The organism is Streptomyces sp. NPDC091272 (assembly GCF_044757485.1).
GTDB lineage: Bacteria > Actinomycetota > Actinomycetes > Streptomycetales > Streptomycetaceae > Streptomyces.
Genome location: NZ_JBIVVC010000011.1, coordinates 261,768 through 276,649 on the forward strand (window position 1 = coordinate 261,768; position 14,882 = coordinate 276,649).

At 71.0% G+C, this 14,882-nt stretch carries 11 protein-coding genes; 4 read left to right on the forward strand and 7 right to left on the reverse strand.

Annotation, left to right across the window (positions count from 1 at the left end; translation table 11 throughout):
• Positions 1 to 52: 52 nt before the first annotated feature.
• Complete coding sequence (locus ACIQM4_RS27545; RefSeq protein ID WP_401596810.1) at positions 53 to 667, forward strand: GTP-binding protein; 615 nt, start codon at positions 53 to 55, stop codon at positions 665 to 667.
• Between the two features lie 208 nt (positions 668 to 875).
• Here the strand turns inward: ACIQM4_RS27545 and glpK are convergent, their stop codons facing one another.
• From glpK to ACIQM4_RS27565, 4 genes are all read right to left on the reverse strand, one after another.
• Positions 876 to 2,396, reverse strand: coding sequence for a glycerol kinase GlpK (gene glpK / locus ACIQM4_RS27550; protein WP_401596812.1), 1,521 nt, complete (start codon positions 2,394 to 2,396; stop codon positions 876 to 878).
• Between the two features lie 69 nt (positions 2,397 to 2,465).
• Positions 2,466 to 3,200 (reverse strand): MIP/aquaporin family protein, encoded by a 735-nt coding sequence (locus ACIQM4_RS27555; protein WP_401596815.1) that lies wholly within the window; start codon positions 3,198 to 3,200, stop codon positions 2,466 to 2,468.
• Positions 3,201 to 3,550: 350 nt separating this feature from the next.
• A complete protein-coding gene (locus ACIQM4_RS27560; protein ID WP_401596817.1) occupies positions 3,551 to 3,982 on the reverse strand; it encodes an Mpo1-like protein in 432 nt (143 codons plus the stop codon).
• A gap of 127 nt (positions 3,983 to 4,109) precedes the next feature.
• On the reverse strand, positions 4,110 to 4,958 hold the full coding sequence (locus tag ACIQM4_RS27565) for a M15 family metallopeptidase (protein WP_401596819.1): 849 nt from the start codon (positions 4,956 to 4,958) through the stop codon (positions 4,110 to 4,112).
• Between the two features lie 194 nt (positions 4,959 to 5,152).
• On the opposite strand from ACIQM4_RS27565, the gene ACIQM4_RS27570 reads away from it, so the two are divergent.
• Entirely contained in the window at positions 5,153 to 5,653 is a 501-nt protein-coding gene (locus ACIQM4_RS27570; RefSeq protein ID WP_401596822.1) for an NUDIX domain-containing protein, read from the forward strand.
• Between the two features lie 166 nt (positions 5,654 to 5,819).
• On the opposite strand, the gene ACIQM4_RS27575 is transcribed toward ACIQM4_RS27570, so the two are convergent.
• Positions 5,820 to 8,510 carry a glycoside hydrolase family 31 protein gene (locus ACIQM4_RS27575; protein ID WP_401596826.1) on the reverse strand — a complete coding sequence of 897 codons (2,691 nt, stop codon included), beginning with the start codon at positions 8,508 to 8,510 and terminating at the stop codon, positions 5,820 to 5,822.
• A 637-nt stretch (positions 8,511 to 9,147) separates the two neighbouring features.
• On the opposite strand from ACIQM4_RS27575, the gene ACIQM4_RS27580 reads away from it, so the two are divergent.
• Both ACIQM4_RS27580 and ACIQM4_RS27585 read left to right on the forward strand, forming a co-directional pair.
• Positions 9,148 to 11,151 (forward strand): acetoacetate--CoA ligase, encoded by a 2,004-nt coding sequence (locus tag ACIQM4_RS27580; protein WP_401596829.1) that lies wholly within the window; start codon positions 9,148 to 9,150, stop codon positions 11,149 to 11,151.
• Between the two features lie 139 nt (positions 11,152 to 11,290).
• Positions 11,291 to 12,199, forward strand: coding sequence for a hypothetical protein (locus ACIQM4_RS27585; protein WP_401596832.1), 909 nt, complete (start codon positions 11,291 to 11,293; stop codon positions 12,197 to 12,199).
• A gap of 81 nt (positions 12,200 to 12,280) precedes the next feature.
• On the opposite strand, the gene ptsP is transcribed toward ACIQM4_RS27585, so the two are convergent.
• Both ptsP and ACIQM4_RS27595 read right to left on the reverse strand, forming a co-directional pair.
• Complete coding sequence (gene ptsP / locus ACIQM4_RS27590; protein ID WP_401596835.1) at positions 12,281 to 13,951, reverse strand: phosphoenolpyruvate--protein phosphotransferase; 1,671 nt, start codon at positions 13,949 to 13,951, stop codon at positions 12,281 to 12,283.
• Positions 13,952 to 14,028: 77 nt separating this feature from the next.
• The gene (locus ACIQM4_RS27595; protein ID WP_401596838.1) at positions 14,029 to 14,478 is read right to left on the reverse strand and encodes a PTS glucose transporter subunit IIA; all 450 of its coding nucleotides are present in this window, start codon (positions 14,476 to 14,478) and stop codon (positions 14,029 to 14,031) included.
• Between the last annotated feature and the right edge of the window lie 404 nt (positions 14,479 to 14,882).

Sequence of the window (14,882 nt, forward strand, 5' to 3'; positions counted from 1 at the left end):
TGGACACAGCCGTTCGCGCGGCGAGAGCAGCGAGATCGGGAGAACCCAAACGATGGTCTTCGGGCGTTCCAGCCGCAAGAAGCGGCTCGTGGAGCCGGTGACGCTGAAGATTCTGGTCGCCGGCGGATTCGGGGTGGGCAAGACCACCCTGGTCGGCGCGGTCAGCGAGATCAGACCGCTGCGCACCGAGGAGACCCTGAGCGAGGCGGGCCGGCCGGTCGACGACACCCACGGTGTCGAGACCAAGACGACCACCACCGTCGCCATGGACTTCGGACGCATCACCCTGCGCGAGGACCTCGTCCTCTACCTCTTCGGAACGCCGGGGCAGGACCGTTTCTGGTTCCTCTGGGACGAGCTGGCACAGGGCGCACTCGGCGCGGTCGTGCTGGCGGACACCCGCCGGCTGGAGGACTGCTTCGCGGCCGTGGACTACTTCGAGCGCCGCAGCATCCCCTTCACGGTCGCGGTCAACTGCTTCGACGGCGCGGACAGGCACCCCGCCGAGACGATCCGCGCGGCCCTCGACCTCGACCCCGACGTCCCCGTGATGCTGTGCGACGCCCGCGACCGCGAGTCGGTGAAGGAGGTCCTCATCGCGGTGGTCGAGCACGCCCTGGAAGTCTCCGCGAGCCGCCGCAGGGCCGCCGCGTCCGTCACTTCGTAGACCGGGCGGACCGAGCAGACCGAGCAAGCCGGGTGGACCGAGCAGACCAGGTGGACCGAGCAGACGGCGCGGACCGGCCGGGGGCGTCGCCGGCGCCCCGCGCTCGGGAAGCGGCCCGCACCCCCGCCGACTGGGGTGCGAGCCGCGGCAGTTGCCTCTCCCGCGCGCCGCGCGAGACACCGCACGGCGCAGGACGATCGTAGTGCCGTTACTCCTGGCCGTCCTCCTGCCAGCCGAAGCTGCGTTCCACCGCCCTGCGCCAGTTCCGGTACTCGCGCTCGCGCTCCGGTGCCGCCATCCGCGGCGTCCACTCCACGTCGCGCTGCCAGTGCGCCTTCAGCTCGTCGAGGTCCGACCACACGCCGGTCGCCAGCCCCGCCGCGTAGGCGGCGCCCAGACAGGTCGTCTCCGACACCTTCGGCCTGATCACCGGCACGTCCAGCACGTCCGCCTGATGCTGCATCAGCAGACTGTTCACCGTCATCCCACCGTCCACCTTGAGCGTGGTGATCGGCACGCCGGAGTCCTGGTACATCGCGTCGACGACCTCGCGGGTCTGCCAGCTCGTCGCCTCCAGCACCGCCCGCGCCAGATGCGCCTTGGTGACGTACCGGGTCAGCCCGGTGATCACTCCGCGCGCGTCGGAGCGCCAGTACGGCGCGTACAGACCGGAGAACGCCGGGACGATGTAGGCACCTCCGTTGTCGTCCACGCTCGCCGCGAGCGGTTCTATCTCCTCGGCGCTGCGGATGATCCCCAACTGGTCGCGGAACCACTGGACCAGGGCCCCGGTGATCGCGATCGAGCCCTCCAGGCAGTAGACCGGCGCATCGCTGCCGATCTTGTAACCCATCGTGGTGAGCAGTCCGTTCTTCGAGGGCACCGGCCGGTTGCCGGTGTTCAGAAGCAGGAAGCTGCCCGTCCCGTACGTGTTCTTGGCCGTGCCGGTGTCGTAACAGGCCTGCCCGAACACCGCAGCCTGCTGGTCACCCAGCGCGGACGCCACCGGTACCCCGGCCAGCTGCCCGACGGCCGTTCCGTACACCTCGGCGGACGACCTGATCTCCGGGAGCACGGCCTCGGGCACCCGCATCGCGGAGAGGATCTCCTGGTCCCACTGGAGGGTCTCCAGGTTCATCAGCATGGTCCGCCCGGCATTGGTCACGTCCGTGACGTGCACCCCGCCCTGGGTGCCGCCGGTCAGGTTCCAGATCAGCCAGGAGTCGATCGTGCCGAAGGCGATCTCGCCCCGCTCCGCACGGTTGCGCAGTCCGGGCACGTTGTCGAGCAGCCAGGCGGCCTTCGGCCCGGAGAAGTAACTCGCCAGCGGCAGCCCGGTCTTCTCCCGGAACCTGTCCTGCCCGTCGGCCCCGCCCAGCTCCGTGCAGAGGGCGGAGGTACGGGTGTCCTGCCAGACGATCGCGTTGTGCACGGGCTTGCCGGTGGCGCGGTCCCACAGCACCGTCGTCTCACGCTGGTTGGTGATGCCCAGCGCGCTCAACCGGTCGGCGCGCATACCCGCCTTGGCGAGTGCCCCCGCGACGACCGCCTGGACCTTCGACCAGATCTCGCCTGCGTCGTGCTCGACCCAGCCCGGCTTGGGGAAGATCTGGCGGTGCTCGCGCTGGTCCACGGCGACGACGGCCCCGTCGTGGTCGAAGATGATGCAGCGGCTGGACGTGGTGCCCTGGTCGATCGCCGCGACGAACTTCTCACTGCTGTCGGTCATGAGGTCCCCTCGTTCGGAAGCTGCGTCCGGCAGGTACCCGCGGTACCGGCCGCACCGGAGAGCCGGGTGCTAGAAGGCGAGGTTGTAGACGAGACCGCCGAGGGCGCCGCCGATCAGCGGTCCTGCCACCGGCACCCAGGCGTAACCCCAGTCGGACGGACCCTTGTTGGGGATCGGCAGCATCGCGTGCACGAGCCGCGGGCCCAGGTCCCGGGCCGGGTTGATGGCGTACCCGGTCGGCCCGCCGAGCGACAGACCGATGCCCACGACCAGGAAGGCGACGATCAGGGTCTGGGTGCCCGAGGTGCCGAGTCCCTTGGTCAGCCCGAAGGCCAGGATGGGCAGCACCAGCGCGAAGGTCGCGATGATCTCGGTGACGAGGTTGGCGACCGGGTTCCGGACCTCCGGGACGGTGGAGAAGATTCCCAGGGTCGGCAGGGCCGTCTCCTGCTCCCTGTTGGCACCGAACTGCGCGTGGTACACCAGCCAGGTCAGCACGGCCCCGGTCATGGCGCCGACCATCTGCCCGAGTACGTACACCCAGACCTGACTCCACCGGCCGGTGTCGACGGCGATGCCCAGGGTCACCGCGGGATTGAGGTGGCCGCCGGACAGGGGGGCCGCGGTGTACGCGCCGGCCAGCACGCCGAAGCCCCAGCCGAAGGCGATGACCAGCCAGCCCGCGGCCCTCGCCTTGGAGAATCTCAGGGTGACGGCGGCGCAGACGCCCGCGCCGAAGAGGATGAGGATCGCGGTACCGATCAACTCCCCGCGGAACACTTCCCAGTTGCTCCAGGTGGTCATGAGGTGGCGGCTCCTAGGCTTCGCCCGGGGCGGGGCCCCGGTCCTGAAGGTGCAGGGGGCGTACCCGGCGGCGGAGGCCGTGACCGCGGGGGCCGGAAGCAGGGAGTCCCGTCCCCCCGCCGGTGCCCGCGATACACACCCGGCGCGCTGCCGGGCCGGTCGGGACCGCCGGTGGGGGAGGGCGCGGCGCGGCGGAGCCCCGCGCACGCCGGGCCGGTGGTGCAGGCGACGCCGACTGACAACGGGAAGTGTTCACCGATGGTGAGTGAGCGTCAAGAAGCTGAACAGCACCGGTACTTGCGTCCTAACTGGTCCTTCGCGCCCCGTCCGGGAACGGCGGCGAACTGCGCTCAGCGGTTCTCGGCGAGCCACTTCGCCGCGGTCTCGGCCAGTTCCCGGTCGCGCCCGGCCAGCATCATCCGGATCATCTGCGCGTCGCCGCGCAACGACCAGGCGGGGTTGCCGAAGGTGGCCGGGTTGTTCTTCTCGATCAGGAAGTGGGCGGGCCAGGCCGTGCCGTACCCGATGAGCGGCAGCGCGGCGGCGTACCGCCTGCGCCCGCGCGCCAAGCCGTACACGGTGACGGCGAGGCCGGTCAGAGTGCCGGTCAGATGGATCCAGCGGGTGGCGGCGCGGGAGTGCATGGCGACGTAGAACGGCCAGAACTCCTCGTACGAGGCAAAGGTGCGTCCCTCGTCCGCTGCCGCGGCTGCGGGCGCTCCGGTGGCATGGGCCCCGGCCGGCTGCGCCCCGGTTGTCCGGGTCGTGGGCGTCTGTGTCATGGGGGGCACCGTATTCGTTCGCCGTAAATCGCGAAACGGAGAACCGGACATGGGAATCCGGCGTCCGGTAGGAGAGAACGGGCTGCCGGGGCCGACGGGGGTGGGCCTGGCAGCCCGTTCGACGGTGTCAGTGGCCGCCGAGGGACCGCCGCGAGACCGGGAAGTCGAAATAGGTGTCGGGGAAGAGTTCGGGCTTGTGCGTGAAGTGCCACCACTCCTCGGGCAGGTTGGTGAATCCCTGCGCGGCGAGGGTGCTTTTCAGTAGTTCCCTGTTGGCCCGCTGCACGCCCTGGACACGCGGATCATCGGTGTGCGAAAGAGTGTCGAAGCAGTCGTAACCCGTGCCCATGTCCACGGAGTTGTCGCGAAAACGCTCACCTTGAGGTGCGAAGCAGGGCTTCAGCTGCTCGCCCGGCACATACGGTCTTGTGGGTTTGGCCGGCAGCCGGACGATCGTCAGGTCGACGGTGCTGCCTCTGCTGTGCCCGGACTTCTCCGCGATGTACCCGTCGGCGAAAAGCCGGGACTTGTCGACCCTGGGGTAGAACTCGTCCTTCATCGCTGTGTCGTCGAGGTCCTTGGCCCAACGCACGAAGTGGTCGACGGCGCGCTGCGGGCGGTAGCAGTCGTACACCTTGAGGGTGTGGCCGGAGCGGAGCAAGGTGCGCTGGGCCTTCTTGAGGGCCTGGGCGGCGGGGCGGGTGAGGAGGCAGAGCGGCTGCCGGTAACCGTCCACGGCCTCACCCATGAAGTTGTGGGCGGTGGCGTACCGCATGTCCTGGAGGATCGTCGGATCGACCGACCGCAGCGATACGAACGCGGCGGGCGCACGATCGGTGCTCGCCGGCCGGGACCCGGCAGCGGTCTCCATGCCCTCGGGCGCCGAAGGGGCCGCGGAGACGGGCCCGGCGGCAACGGTCAGGAAGGCGAGGGCGGCGGCACCGAAGGCGCACAGGGAACCAAGTCGTGGTCTCATGCGCCCCGTCTACCACTCCCCGCCCACCGGCGAAAGAGCCCCACGGAGACCGCCACCCCTACCAACAACCCGGGCCGGCTACTTCCGTGGACCCTGCGGACCCCGCGGATGCCCCCGCCCGCGCTGTGGCAATCCCGCCGCTCGTACGACCCGAACCCGCGGGCCGGACCGGTCCGGGCCCTAGAGTCTTCGCCGTGAACCATTCCCACTGCGCCCACTGCGGCGCGTCGTACGCCGGAACCACGGACTGGCCCCGCACGTGCGCCGCGTGCGGCGAGACGGCGTACCGGAACCCGTTGCCGGTGGCGGTCGCGCTGCTTCCCGTACGGTCGGCCGAACGGACCGGCCTGGTGGTGATCACCCGCACCATCGAGCCGTGCCTCGGTGGCGTGGCCCTGCCCGGTGGGTTCATCGACCACGGTGAGGACTGGCGGGACGCGGTCGTCCGCGAACTCCGGGAGGAGACCGGAATCGAGATCCCGGCCGCGGAGGTCCATCTCGCCGACGCGATGAGCTCCCCGGCGGGCCACCTGCTGATCTTCGGGCTGCTCCCCACGCAGGACGCCGCGGAACTACCTCCGTCGGAGCCGAAACCTGAGACCGCAGGCTGGCACCTGCTGCACACCCCGGCGCCCCTGGCCTTCCCCCTCCACACCGCTGCCGCCCATTCGTGGTTCTCCGGCACGTACTCCTGACCACCCGCCCCCCGCGAGCGCGACATGCTCCGCCCCCGCCCCGAACCAACCACCGCACGGGCAGGCGCCCCACGCCCCGGCGCCAGCCTTCACGCCCGAGGCTCACGCCCCGGCATCCGTCCCCCTCCCGCCACCGCCCCGCGTCCGTGCGCCCACCCGCACCGGCTCACTCCCGCTCCGCCCCGCCTGCCACCCCGTCCGCGTCCCCGCCCCTCACCCGCACCGGGAGATCCACCTCGTGACCTCCCTCCCGCTCGACCACGACCCGGCCCTCCCGTACACGTGACGTGTACCGCTCGACCCCCGGCTGCTCCCAACCGTCACCCGGGTCTCGCACCACCAGCCCGCTCCCTGTCCTTCCGGTGGCCGGAGCCCACACCTCCAACTGCAGCCCGCCACTCTCGTCGTACACCGGGATCACCGCTCCGGCCCGCGCCAGTACGGGAATCCGGGAGGCGCCGGTCCGCTCCCCGACGGCTCCAGCCCTGCCCGGCCAGGAACCGTCGACGCCCGGTGCGTCCAGCAGCACCTGGCCCGGCCCCTCGTACGACACACCGGTGACGGTGTCGTACCAGCGTCCCCGCGGCAGCCGCACCGCCCGGCGGTCCGCCCCCGGCTCCAGCACGGGTGCCACCAACAGCGAGTCCCCCAGCAGGAACGCGTCCTCACAGCCCCGCAACGCGCGGTCGTCGGGCGCCTCCCACCACACGGGGCGTACGTAGGGCGCGCCGGTGAGCCGCGCAAGGTGGGACAGCGTGACGAAGTAAGGGCGCAGCCGCTCCCGTTCCGCCAGCGCGGCCCGTGCGTGCTCCAGCACCCGCGGTCCGAATTCCCACGGTTCCCGCCGTCCCGCGTCGATCGCCGCATGGGTACGGAAGAGCGGGAGGTACGCCCCCAACTGGAACCAGCGCAGATACAGCTCGGCCCCGGGACTCCCGCCGAATCCGCCCACATCCGGACCGGAGTACGGAACGCCGCACAGTCCGAGCCCCAGCACCAGGGACAGGGATGCCCGCAACCCGGGCCACCCGGTCGTTACGTCCCCCGACCAGGTTCCCCCGTACCTCTGCAACCCCACCCACCCGGACCGGGAGAACAGGAACGGCCGCTCCTCGGGGCGCAGTCGGCGCAGACCCTCGTAACCGGCGCGGGCCATCGCCAGCCCGTACACGTTGTGCGCCTCCCGGTGATCGCCGCCCCGGCCCTCCAGCACATGGCGGGCGGATCTCGGCAGCGTGGGGTCGCCGAAGGCGGAGAGGGACACCGGTTCGTTCATGTCGTGCCACATGCCGGAGAACCCCTGAGCCAGCCGCTCCGCGTACAAGCTGCCCCACCACTCGCGTGCTTGCGGATCGGTGAAGTCGGGGTAGGCGCACTCCCCGGGCCACACCTCGCCCCGGACCTCACGCCCCCGCGCGTCACGTACGAAGGCCCCGGCCTCGACCCCGCTGTCGTACACGGCGGTCCCGGCCTCCGCCCGTACCGCGGGGTTCACGATCGACACCAGCCGTACGCCGCCCTCGCCCAGCTCCCTCGCCAGCCCGGGGAGGTCGGGGAACGCCTCCCGGTCGACCGTGAACACCCGGTGCCGGTCGAAGTGGTCGATGTCCAGGTGCAGCGCGGACAGCGGAAGCCGCCGCTCCTGATAGCCGGCGACGACCCGCCGTACTTCTTCGGCACTCCCGAACCCCCACCGGGCGTGCTGCGGGCCGAGCGCCCAGGACGGCGGCACCGCGGGCCGCCCGGTCAGTGCCGTCCACCCGTGCAGCACGCGCGCGGGCGAGCCGACCACGACCCAGCACCGCAACGGGCCCCCTGTCATGCGGACTTCGCTGCACCCCCGCCGGTCGTGGCCCGAACCGCCACCCTCCTCGCCCTCGCGCAGATCGACCCGGCCGTCCCAGGTGTTGTCGTAGAACGCGAGGTGCGTACCCGCATCGGCCACGACGAACTGCACCGGCATCGTGAGGTACAGCGGATCGTCCGCGGGTTCGAACTGCCCGCCGGGGTCCGTGTTCCACAACCGGTACGTCCCGTCCCGCAGCCGGGGCCCGCCGGCCCGCCCACCGAGTCCGAAGAACCGTGCGTCCGCCGCCACCTCCGACCGTTGCAACCACCGGCCCGCCGCACCTGTCCCACGCACACCACCGCGCTCGACCTGACCAGCACCCCCGCTGTCACCGCTGCCGCTCCCCGCTGGGCCCGGGGCACCCCCCTCCACACCGCGACCCGGGTCCCGTCCGGCCGGGTCCGCCCCTTGCCCGTGCGCCTCAGCGCCACCACCGCTCACGCCTCGTACCGCGGTGCGGCTCGGTTCCCCCGCCCCTTCGTGGCCCCGGCCGCGCCCTGTCCCGCCGTGTGGACCGCGGCCACCGGCTGCCCCCGCCTCGCCCCGCACCGGTTCCCACCAGCGCGGCGGCAGCTCCCGCCGCAGCAGTACCCCGCCCGGGGTACGGATCTCGATCGCACCGTGCCGGGAGACCGCGACCGTGACCCGCTCCGACACGACCTGCCACCCGCCGTCCTTGTCCGGCTCCAGAACGACCCGGACGTCCGCGGCGGGACACGTCCCGGCCAGCGCGTACGACGGCTCGGGCCCGGTCCCGTCCCACCCCCAGAACACCGCACCGCCCGCCGCGACGAAGATCCGCAGTTCGGAGCGCGCGAACCTGACGACCCCGCCGCCGGGCAGCGGCTCGGCCCCCGTCACCGCTCCCGGCACCCGCGCCCGTTCGGCCGTGCGAGGTGGCAGTCCCCAAGCATCCGCGCGCTTCCGTCGCCAAGCGGCCCGCACGGACCTAAGCCCCCGCACGGAACCGACCATCTTCACCGAGCGCACCAGGTCATGACCGTCCATACCCCTCACCCTGCCACCCGTCCTCGCACCGGCGCCGCCCGTTCAACTCCCGTTCACCCACCCCTCAATCACGGTCTCTCCTTTGCGGGTCCGACCCCACGCCCAGACCCAGCACGCACAGCCGGCGGCCGCTCCGCAGCGCAGACCCAGCGGGGGAGGGGAGGGAGAGCAGCCACCTCGCCGCCCCACCGAGGCGCGCCGCGCGCGGTACACACGCGCGCCGCCCGCCCTGGTGCGGGAGTCGATCACATGGCATCGTCCCCTCCAGCCCCGTCCCGCACGGACAGGTCCAGCCCGTCCCGCACGGACAGGTCCAGCCCGTCCCGCACGGACAGGTCTTGTCCCGTCCCGCACGGACAGGTCTTGTCCCGTCCGCACGGACAGGTCTTGTCCCGTCCGCAGGGACTGGTCTTGTCCCGTCCGCAGGGACTGGTCCAGCCCATTCCGTGCAGAGCCTCGTACGGACAGGTCCAGCTCCGCCCCGCACCGACACGTCCACCCCGTCCCGCACCGACAAGCCCGTAACGCGCGGCCCCACCGCCACCGACAGCCACACCCGTCGCCCGCCCCACCCCTCATTCCCAGCCCGCATCGCAGAGCCGCAGAGCAGCAGAGCCGAAGACCCGGGAGCCGCCCCATGACCTCAACCCCCGCGACGAACGCCGCGTCCCAGCCCACCCCTCTCTGGCAACCCGGTCCCGACCGCATCGCCGAGGCAGCGGTCACCCGGTTCCAGGCCTGGGCCGCCGAGCGCTACGGCGCCCCCGCGGAAGGCGGCTACGACGCTCTCCACCGTTGGTCCGTCAACGAACTCGACACCTTCTGGAAAGCCGTCGCCGACTGGTTCGACGTCCGCTTCTCGACCCCGTACGAGAAGGTCCTCGGCGATCGCGCCATGCCCGGCGCCCAGTGGTTCCCCGGCGCCACCCTCAACTACGCCGAGCACGCCCTGCGCACCGCCGAGGACCCGGCACGCGCCGACGAACCCGCCCTGCTGCACGTCGACGAGTCCCAGCACCCCGAGCCCGTCTCCTGGGCCGAACTCCGCCGTCAGGTGGCCTCCCTGGCCGCCGAACTCCGCGCCCTCGGCGTCCAGCCGGGAGACCGCGTGAGTGGTTACCTCCCCAACATCCCGCAAGCCGTCACCGCCCTCCTCGCCACCGCCGCCGTCGGCGCCGTATGGACCTCCTGCGCCCCGGACTTCGGCGCCCGCAGCGTCCTCGACCGCTTCCAGCAGGTCGAGCCGGTCGTGCTCTTCGCCGTCGACGGCTACCGCTACGGCGGCAAGTCCCACGACCGCACGGAAACCGTCGCCGAACTCCGCCGCGAACTACCGACCCTCCGCGCGGTCGTCCACATCCCCCTGCTCAACACACCCGCCCCCGCCGGCACTCTCGAATGGTCTTCCCTTACTGAGAGTGACAACGAGCCGGTCTTCGAGCAAGTTCCCTTCGACCACCCGCTCTGGGTTCTTTATTCATCCGGCACCACCGGACTCCCCAAGGCCATCGTCCAGTCCCAGGGCGGCATCCTGCTGGAACACTTCAAGCAGATCGGCCTGCACTGCGATCTCGGCCCGCAGGACCGCTTCTTCTGGTACACGTCCACCGGCTGGATGATGTGGAACTTCCTCATCTCCGGGCTGCTCACCGGAACCACCATCGTGCTGTACGACGGCAGCCCCGGCTTCCCCGGGACCGGCGCCCAGTGGGAGATCGCGGAGCGCACCGGCGCCACCCTCTTCGGCACCTCCGCCGCGTACGTCATGGCCTGCCGCAAGGCAGACGTGCACCCGGCCGCCGATCACGACCTGTCCCGCATCAAGTGCGTCGCCACGACCGGCTCCCCGCTCCCGCCCGACGGCTTCCGCTGGCTCCACGACGAATTCGCCGCCCAGGACCACGACCTGTGGATCGCCTCGGTCAGCGGGGGTACCGACGTCTGCAGCTGCTTCGCCGGCGCGGTCCCCACCCTCCCCGTACACATCGGGGAACTCCAGGCCGCCTGTCTCGGTACGGACCTACAGGCCTGGGACCCGCAGGGCAAGCCGCTCACCGCCGAGGTCGGCGAACTCGTCGTCACCAAACCGATGCCGTCCATGCCGATCCGCTTCTGGAACGACCCCGACGGCAGCCGCTACCACGACAGTTACTTCGACACCTACCCCGGTGTCTGGCGGCACGGGGACTGGATCACGCTCACCGACCACCACTCCGTGATCATCCACGGGCGTTCGGACTCCACTCTCAACCGGCAGGGCGTCCGGATGGGGTCCGCCGACATCTACGAGGCGGTGGAACGGCTCCCCGAGATCCGCGAGTCCCTGGTCATCGGACTCGAAGAGCCCGACGGCGGCTACTGGATGCCGCTCTTCGTCCACCTCACCGAGGGCGCGGTACTCGACGAGGACCTACGTACCCGCATCAAGAACACCATCCGCACCTCACTCTCCCCCCGGCACGTCCCCGACGAGGTCATCGAGATCCCCGCCGTCCCGCACACCCTCACCGGCAAGCGCATCGAGGTACCGGTGAAACGTCTCCTCCAGGGCACCCCTCTGGCGAAGGCGGTCAACCCGGGTTCGGTCGACAACATCGGCCTCCTGCACTTCTACGAGGAGCTGGCCCGCACCCGCCGCTGACCCGCAAACGCCCGCACCCGACCGGCCCGCACCCGCCGCTGACCGCGCAACGCCCGCTCCTCGCCTGTCGAGGAGCGGGCGTTGTCAGTCCCCCTGGTTACTGTGAGTGAGCAATATTCAACCGCGCTCAGGGGGAGCAATGGAGCACATCAGCAACGACCGGAACCGCACCCGCACCACCAAGTCGATGCGCCGCGTCCTGCGCCGCGAGGCGCCCAGCACGGTGGGCGTGCTGGCCGACGCCGAGGACTTCGCCACCATGACGGGGTACCGCACCTTCATCTTTGACGACCACCGGGCCTACCTTCAGCAGGTCGACGCGCTGCTCAGAACGCTCGCAGCCCAGGGCCTGCACACCAGCGTCACGCTCTTCGACCCGGGAGAGTTCGCGGAGTTCTGTACGACGGGGGGACTCGACCCGGACCGGCCGGAGACCCGCGCCCGCTTCACCGCGCACACGGCGTCCCGTGGTGTCTGCCTCCCGTACACGGGCCAACCGCTCGACCGACTCGTGCCCCTGCTCGTCGACGCGGCGGTCCGACAGGCCACCTGGGACTGTGCGTCCCTGCTCCTCGCCGACCTCGGCAACTGCGCGGAGTGCGGGCAGGACGTCGGACGTGAGGCCTTCGAGCGGTCCTCGCACCTCCTCGTCACCCTGCTGCAGGGAGCCGGCACCGGTCTCCACCACCTCGTGTGCAGCGTTCCCGCAGAGGAGGAACAACTCCTCGCCGTCCTCCACGCAGAGGTGGGCGACGACGGTATCCCCGAACTCGACGACGACGAGGGCGCCGAATTCGTAACGGTCCTCGCCGTGGGAGTCGCGCTCGAAAGCCCCGGCGGAATCGTCCTGCGGACCACCCGCCCCGGCGAACCCGACCGGTTGCACGGCTGGCGCCTCGACCGGGGGAACCTGGTCGCCCTGACCGCGGGCGAGGTGTTCAGCGCGTACTGCACGGACGCCGAGACCGGCGAACCGGTGGCACCGGAACACGGCGTCGAATACTGCGCGGGGCACCCTCTCGACGAGCCGCCCGGGAGCGGCCACTGAGAGGACCCCGGGAAAAGCCCGAGGGGCTGCCGGCCGTGCCGGCAGCCCCTCGGGCCCAGGAAAGCGTCAGCGCTGGTCGGGTCACTCCCCGGACAGCACCGCCTGCGCGGCCGCTCGGGCCTCGTCGGCGGTGTCCACGGCGCGCGCCGCGGCAGCCGCCCGCTCGCACTGCGCCAGCGTGTACTTGGCCAGCGTCGCGCGGACGTAAGGAATGGCCTTCGCACCCATGGACAGGGACGTGACACCAAGACCGGTCAGCACACAGGCCAGCAGCGGGTCGGCAGCGGCCTCGCCACAGACGCCGCAGCTCTTGCCCTCGGCCCTGGCGGCATCGGCCGAAGCCGCCACCAGGTCGAGCAGCGCGGGCTGCCACGGGTCCTGCAGACGCGACACCGCACCGACCTGGCGGTCGGCCGCGAAGGTGTACTGCGCCAGGTCGTTGGTCCCCAGCGAGAGGAACTCGACCTCCTGCAGGATGGAGCGGGCCCGCAGCGCTGCGGACGGAATCTCCACCATCGCGCCGAACTTGGCCTCCAGACCGGCCGCACGGCAGGCGTCCGCGAACGCCTTCGCGTCGGTGCGGTCCGCCACCATCGGGGCCATGACCTCCAGGTACACGGGCAGACCCTCGACGGCCTTGGCCAGCGCGGTCAGCTGCGTCCGCAGCACCTCGGGGTGCTCCAGCAGCGAACGCAGACCACGCACACCGAGCGCCGGGTTCGGCTCCTCGGCGGGCGTCAGGAAGTCGAGCGGCTTGTCCGCACCGGCGTCGAGCACGCGCACGACCACACGGCCCTCGGGGAAGGCCTCCAGCACCTTGCGGTACGCCTCGACCTGCGACTCCTCCGAAGGAGCCTGCTTGCTGTCGTCGAGGAAGAGGAACTCGGTCCGGAACAGACCGACACCCTCGGCGCCCGCCTCGACGGCGGCCGGCACGTCCGCCGGGCCACCGATGTTGGCGAGCAGCGGCACCTTGTGACCGTCGGACGTCGCACCCGGACCCGTGGTGGCAGCGAGCGCCGCCTTGCGGGCCGCGGCAGCGGACTCCAGTTCGGTCCGCTTCTCGGCGCTCGGCTCGACGAAGATCTCGCCCGTGCTGCCGTCGACGGCCACGACCGTGCCCTCGGCCAGCTCACCGGCGCCCGGCAGGGCCACCACAGCGGGCACACCCAGCGCCCGCGCGAGGATCGCGCTGTGGCTGGTCGGCCCGCCTTCCTCGGTCACGAACCCGAGCACCAGCGCCGGGTCGAGCAGAGCGGTGTCCGCAGGCGCGAGGTCCCGCGCGATGAGCACGTACGGCTCGTCGCTGTCGGGCACGCCCGGCATCGGCACGCCCAACAGACGGGCGACGATACGATTCCGCACGTCGTCGAGGTCGGCCACCCGGCCGGCCAGGTACTCCCCGGCACCGGCGAGCAGCGCACGGTACGCGGCGAACGCGTCGTACACCCCACGCTCGGCCGTGCTGCCGACGGCGATCCGACGGTCCACGTCGGCCATCAGCTCGGGGTCCTGGGCCATCAGCGCCTGGGCCTCGAGAACGGCCTGAGCCTCGCCGCCCGCCAGATTGCCACGCGCCATCAGGTCGGCGGCCACAGCCTCCACGGCCTGCCGGGCGCGCCCCTGCTCGCGCTCGGCCTCCTCCGCGGGAATCTGCTTGGCCGGCGGCTCGAGAACCGCCGTGCCCATGTGCCGAACCTCGCCGATCGCCACACCGTGGCTCACGCCGACGCCTCGCAGCGTTGTCTCCATTTCACCGTCTCCGCTAGTTGCGACGGAACCAACCGCCGCGGTGGATGTACTGCCTGCCGTCAGGACGGCGATGACGTCTACTTCCAGTTGAAGAGAGCGTCGCCAAGCTTGACGTCGTTGCTCTCGACCAGGTCCGAGAGCGCGTCCGCGGTGGCTTCGAGCGCCACGACCGGGCAGATGGGCGACTTGCCGGCGGCCTCGACCGCGGCGGGGTTCCAGCGCACGATCTCCTGGCCGCGCGTCACGCTGTCACCCTTGTTGACGAGGAGCTCGAAGCCCTCGCCGTTCAGCTGCACGGTGTCGATGCCGAGGTGGGTGAGCACGCCGTGGCCCTCACCGTCGACGACGACGAAAGCGTGCGGGTGCAGGGAGACGACGACACCGTCGACGGGCGACACCGCCGCGGAGGGTTCGCGCACGGGGTCGATCGCGGTGCCGGGACCGACCATCGCTCCGGAGAACACGGGGTCGGGGACTGCGGCGAGTCCGATGGCACGACCTTCAAGAGGGGACGTCACGCTGGTCATGGGGCCTCCCAGGGGCGGAGTTTGTGCGGCGCCGTCACTACCTGTCCTGGACGGCATACCTGCTTCAGAGGGTATGTCATAAGAAGTCCCGGTTCCGCACGAGAGGTGCCACTTGGACGACCTTGGGATGCACCGGAAACGATTTGCCTCAACAACCCGGTGCCCTGTAGTGTCGTTCTCCTGCCTGACCCCAACACGTCCCGCTCTCTTGCGGTTCGTTGCGTCGGCAGCGCCTCTAGAACGCAGATCCTAACCTGAATCTCTCTTTCCGTATGCCTTGGATCGAGCGGTCAGGAAGACGGAAAAGCCCTGATAGAGTCGGAACCGCCGGAAAGGGAAAACGCGAAAGCGAAGAACCTGGAAAGCGAGCGGGACCGAGGAAATCGGCACTGGAAACGGTCTGA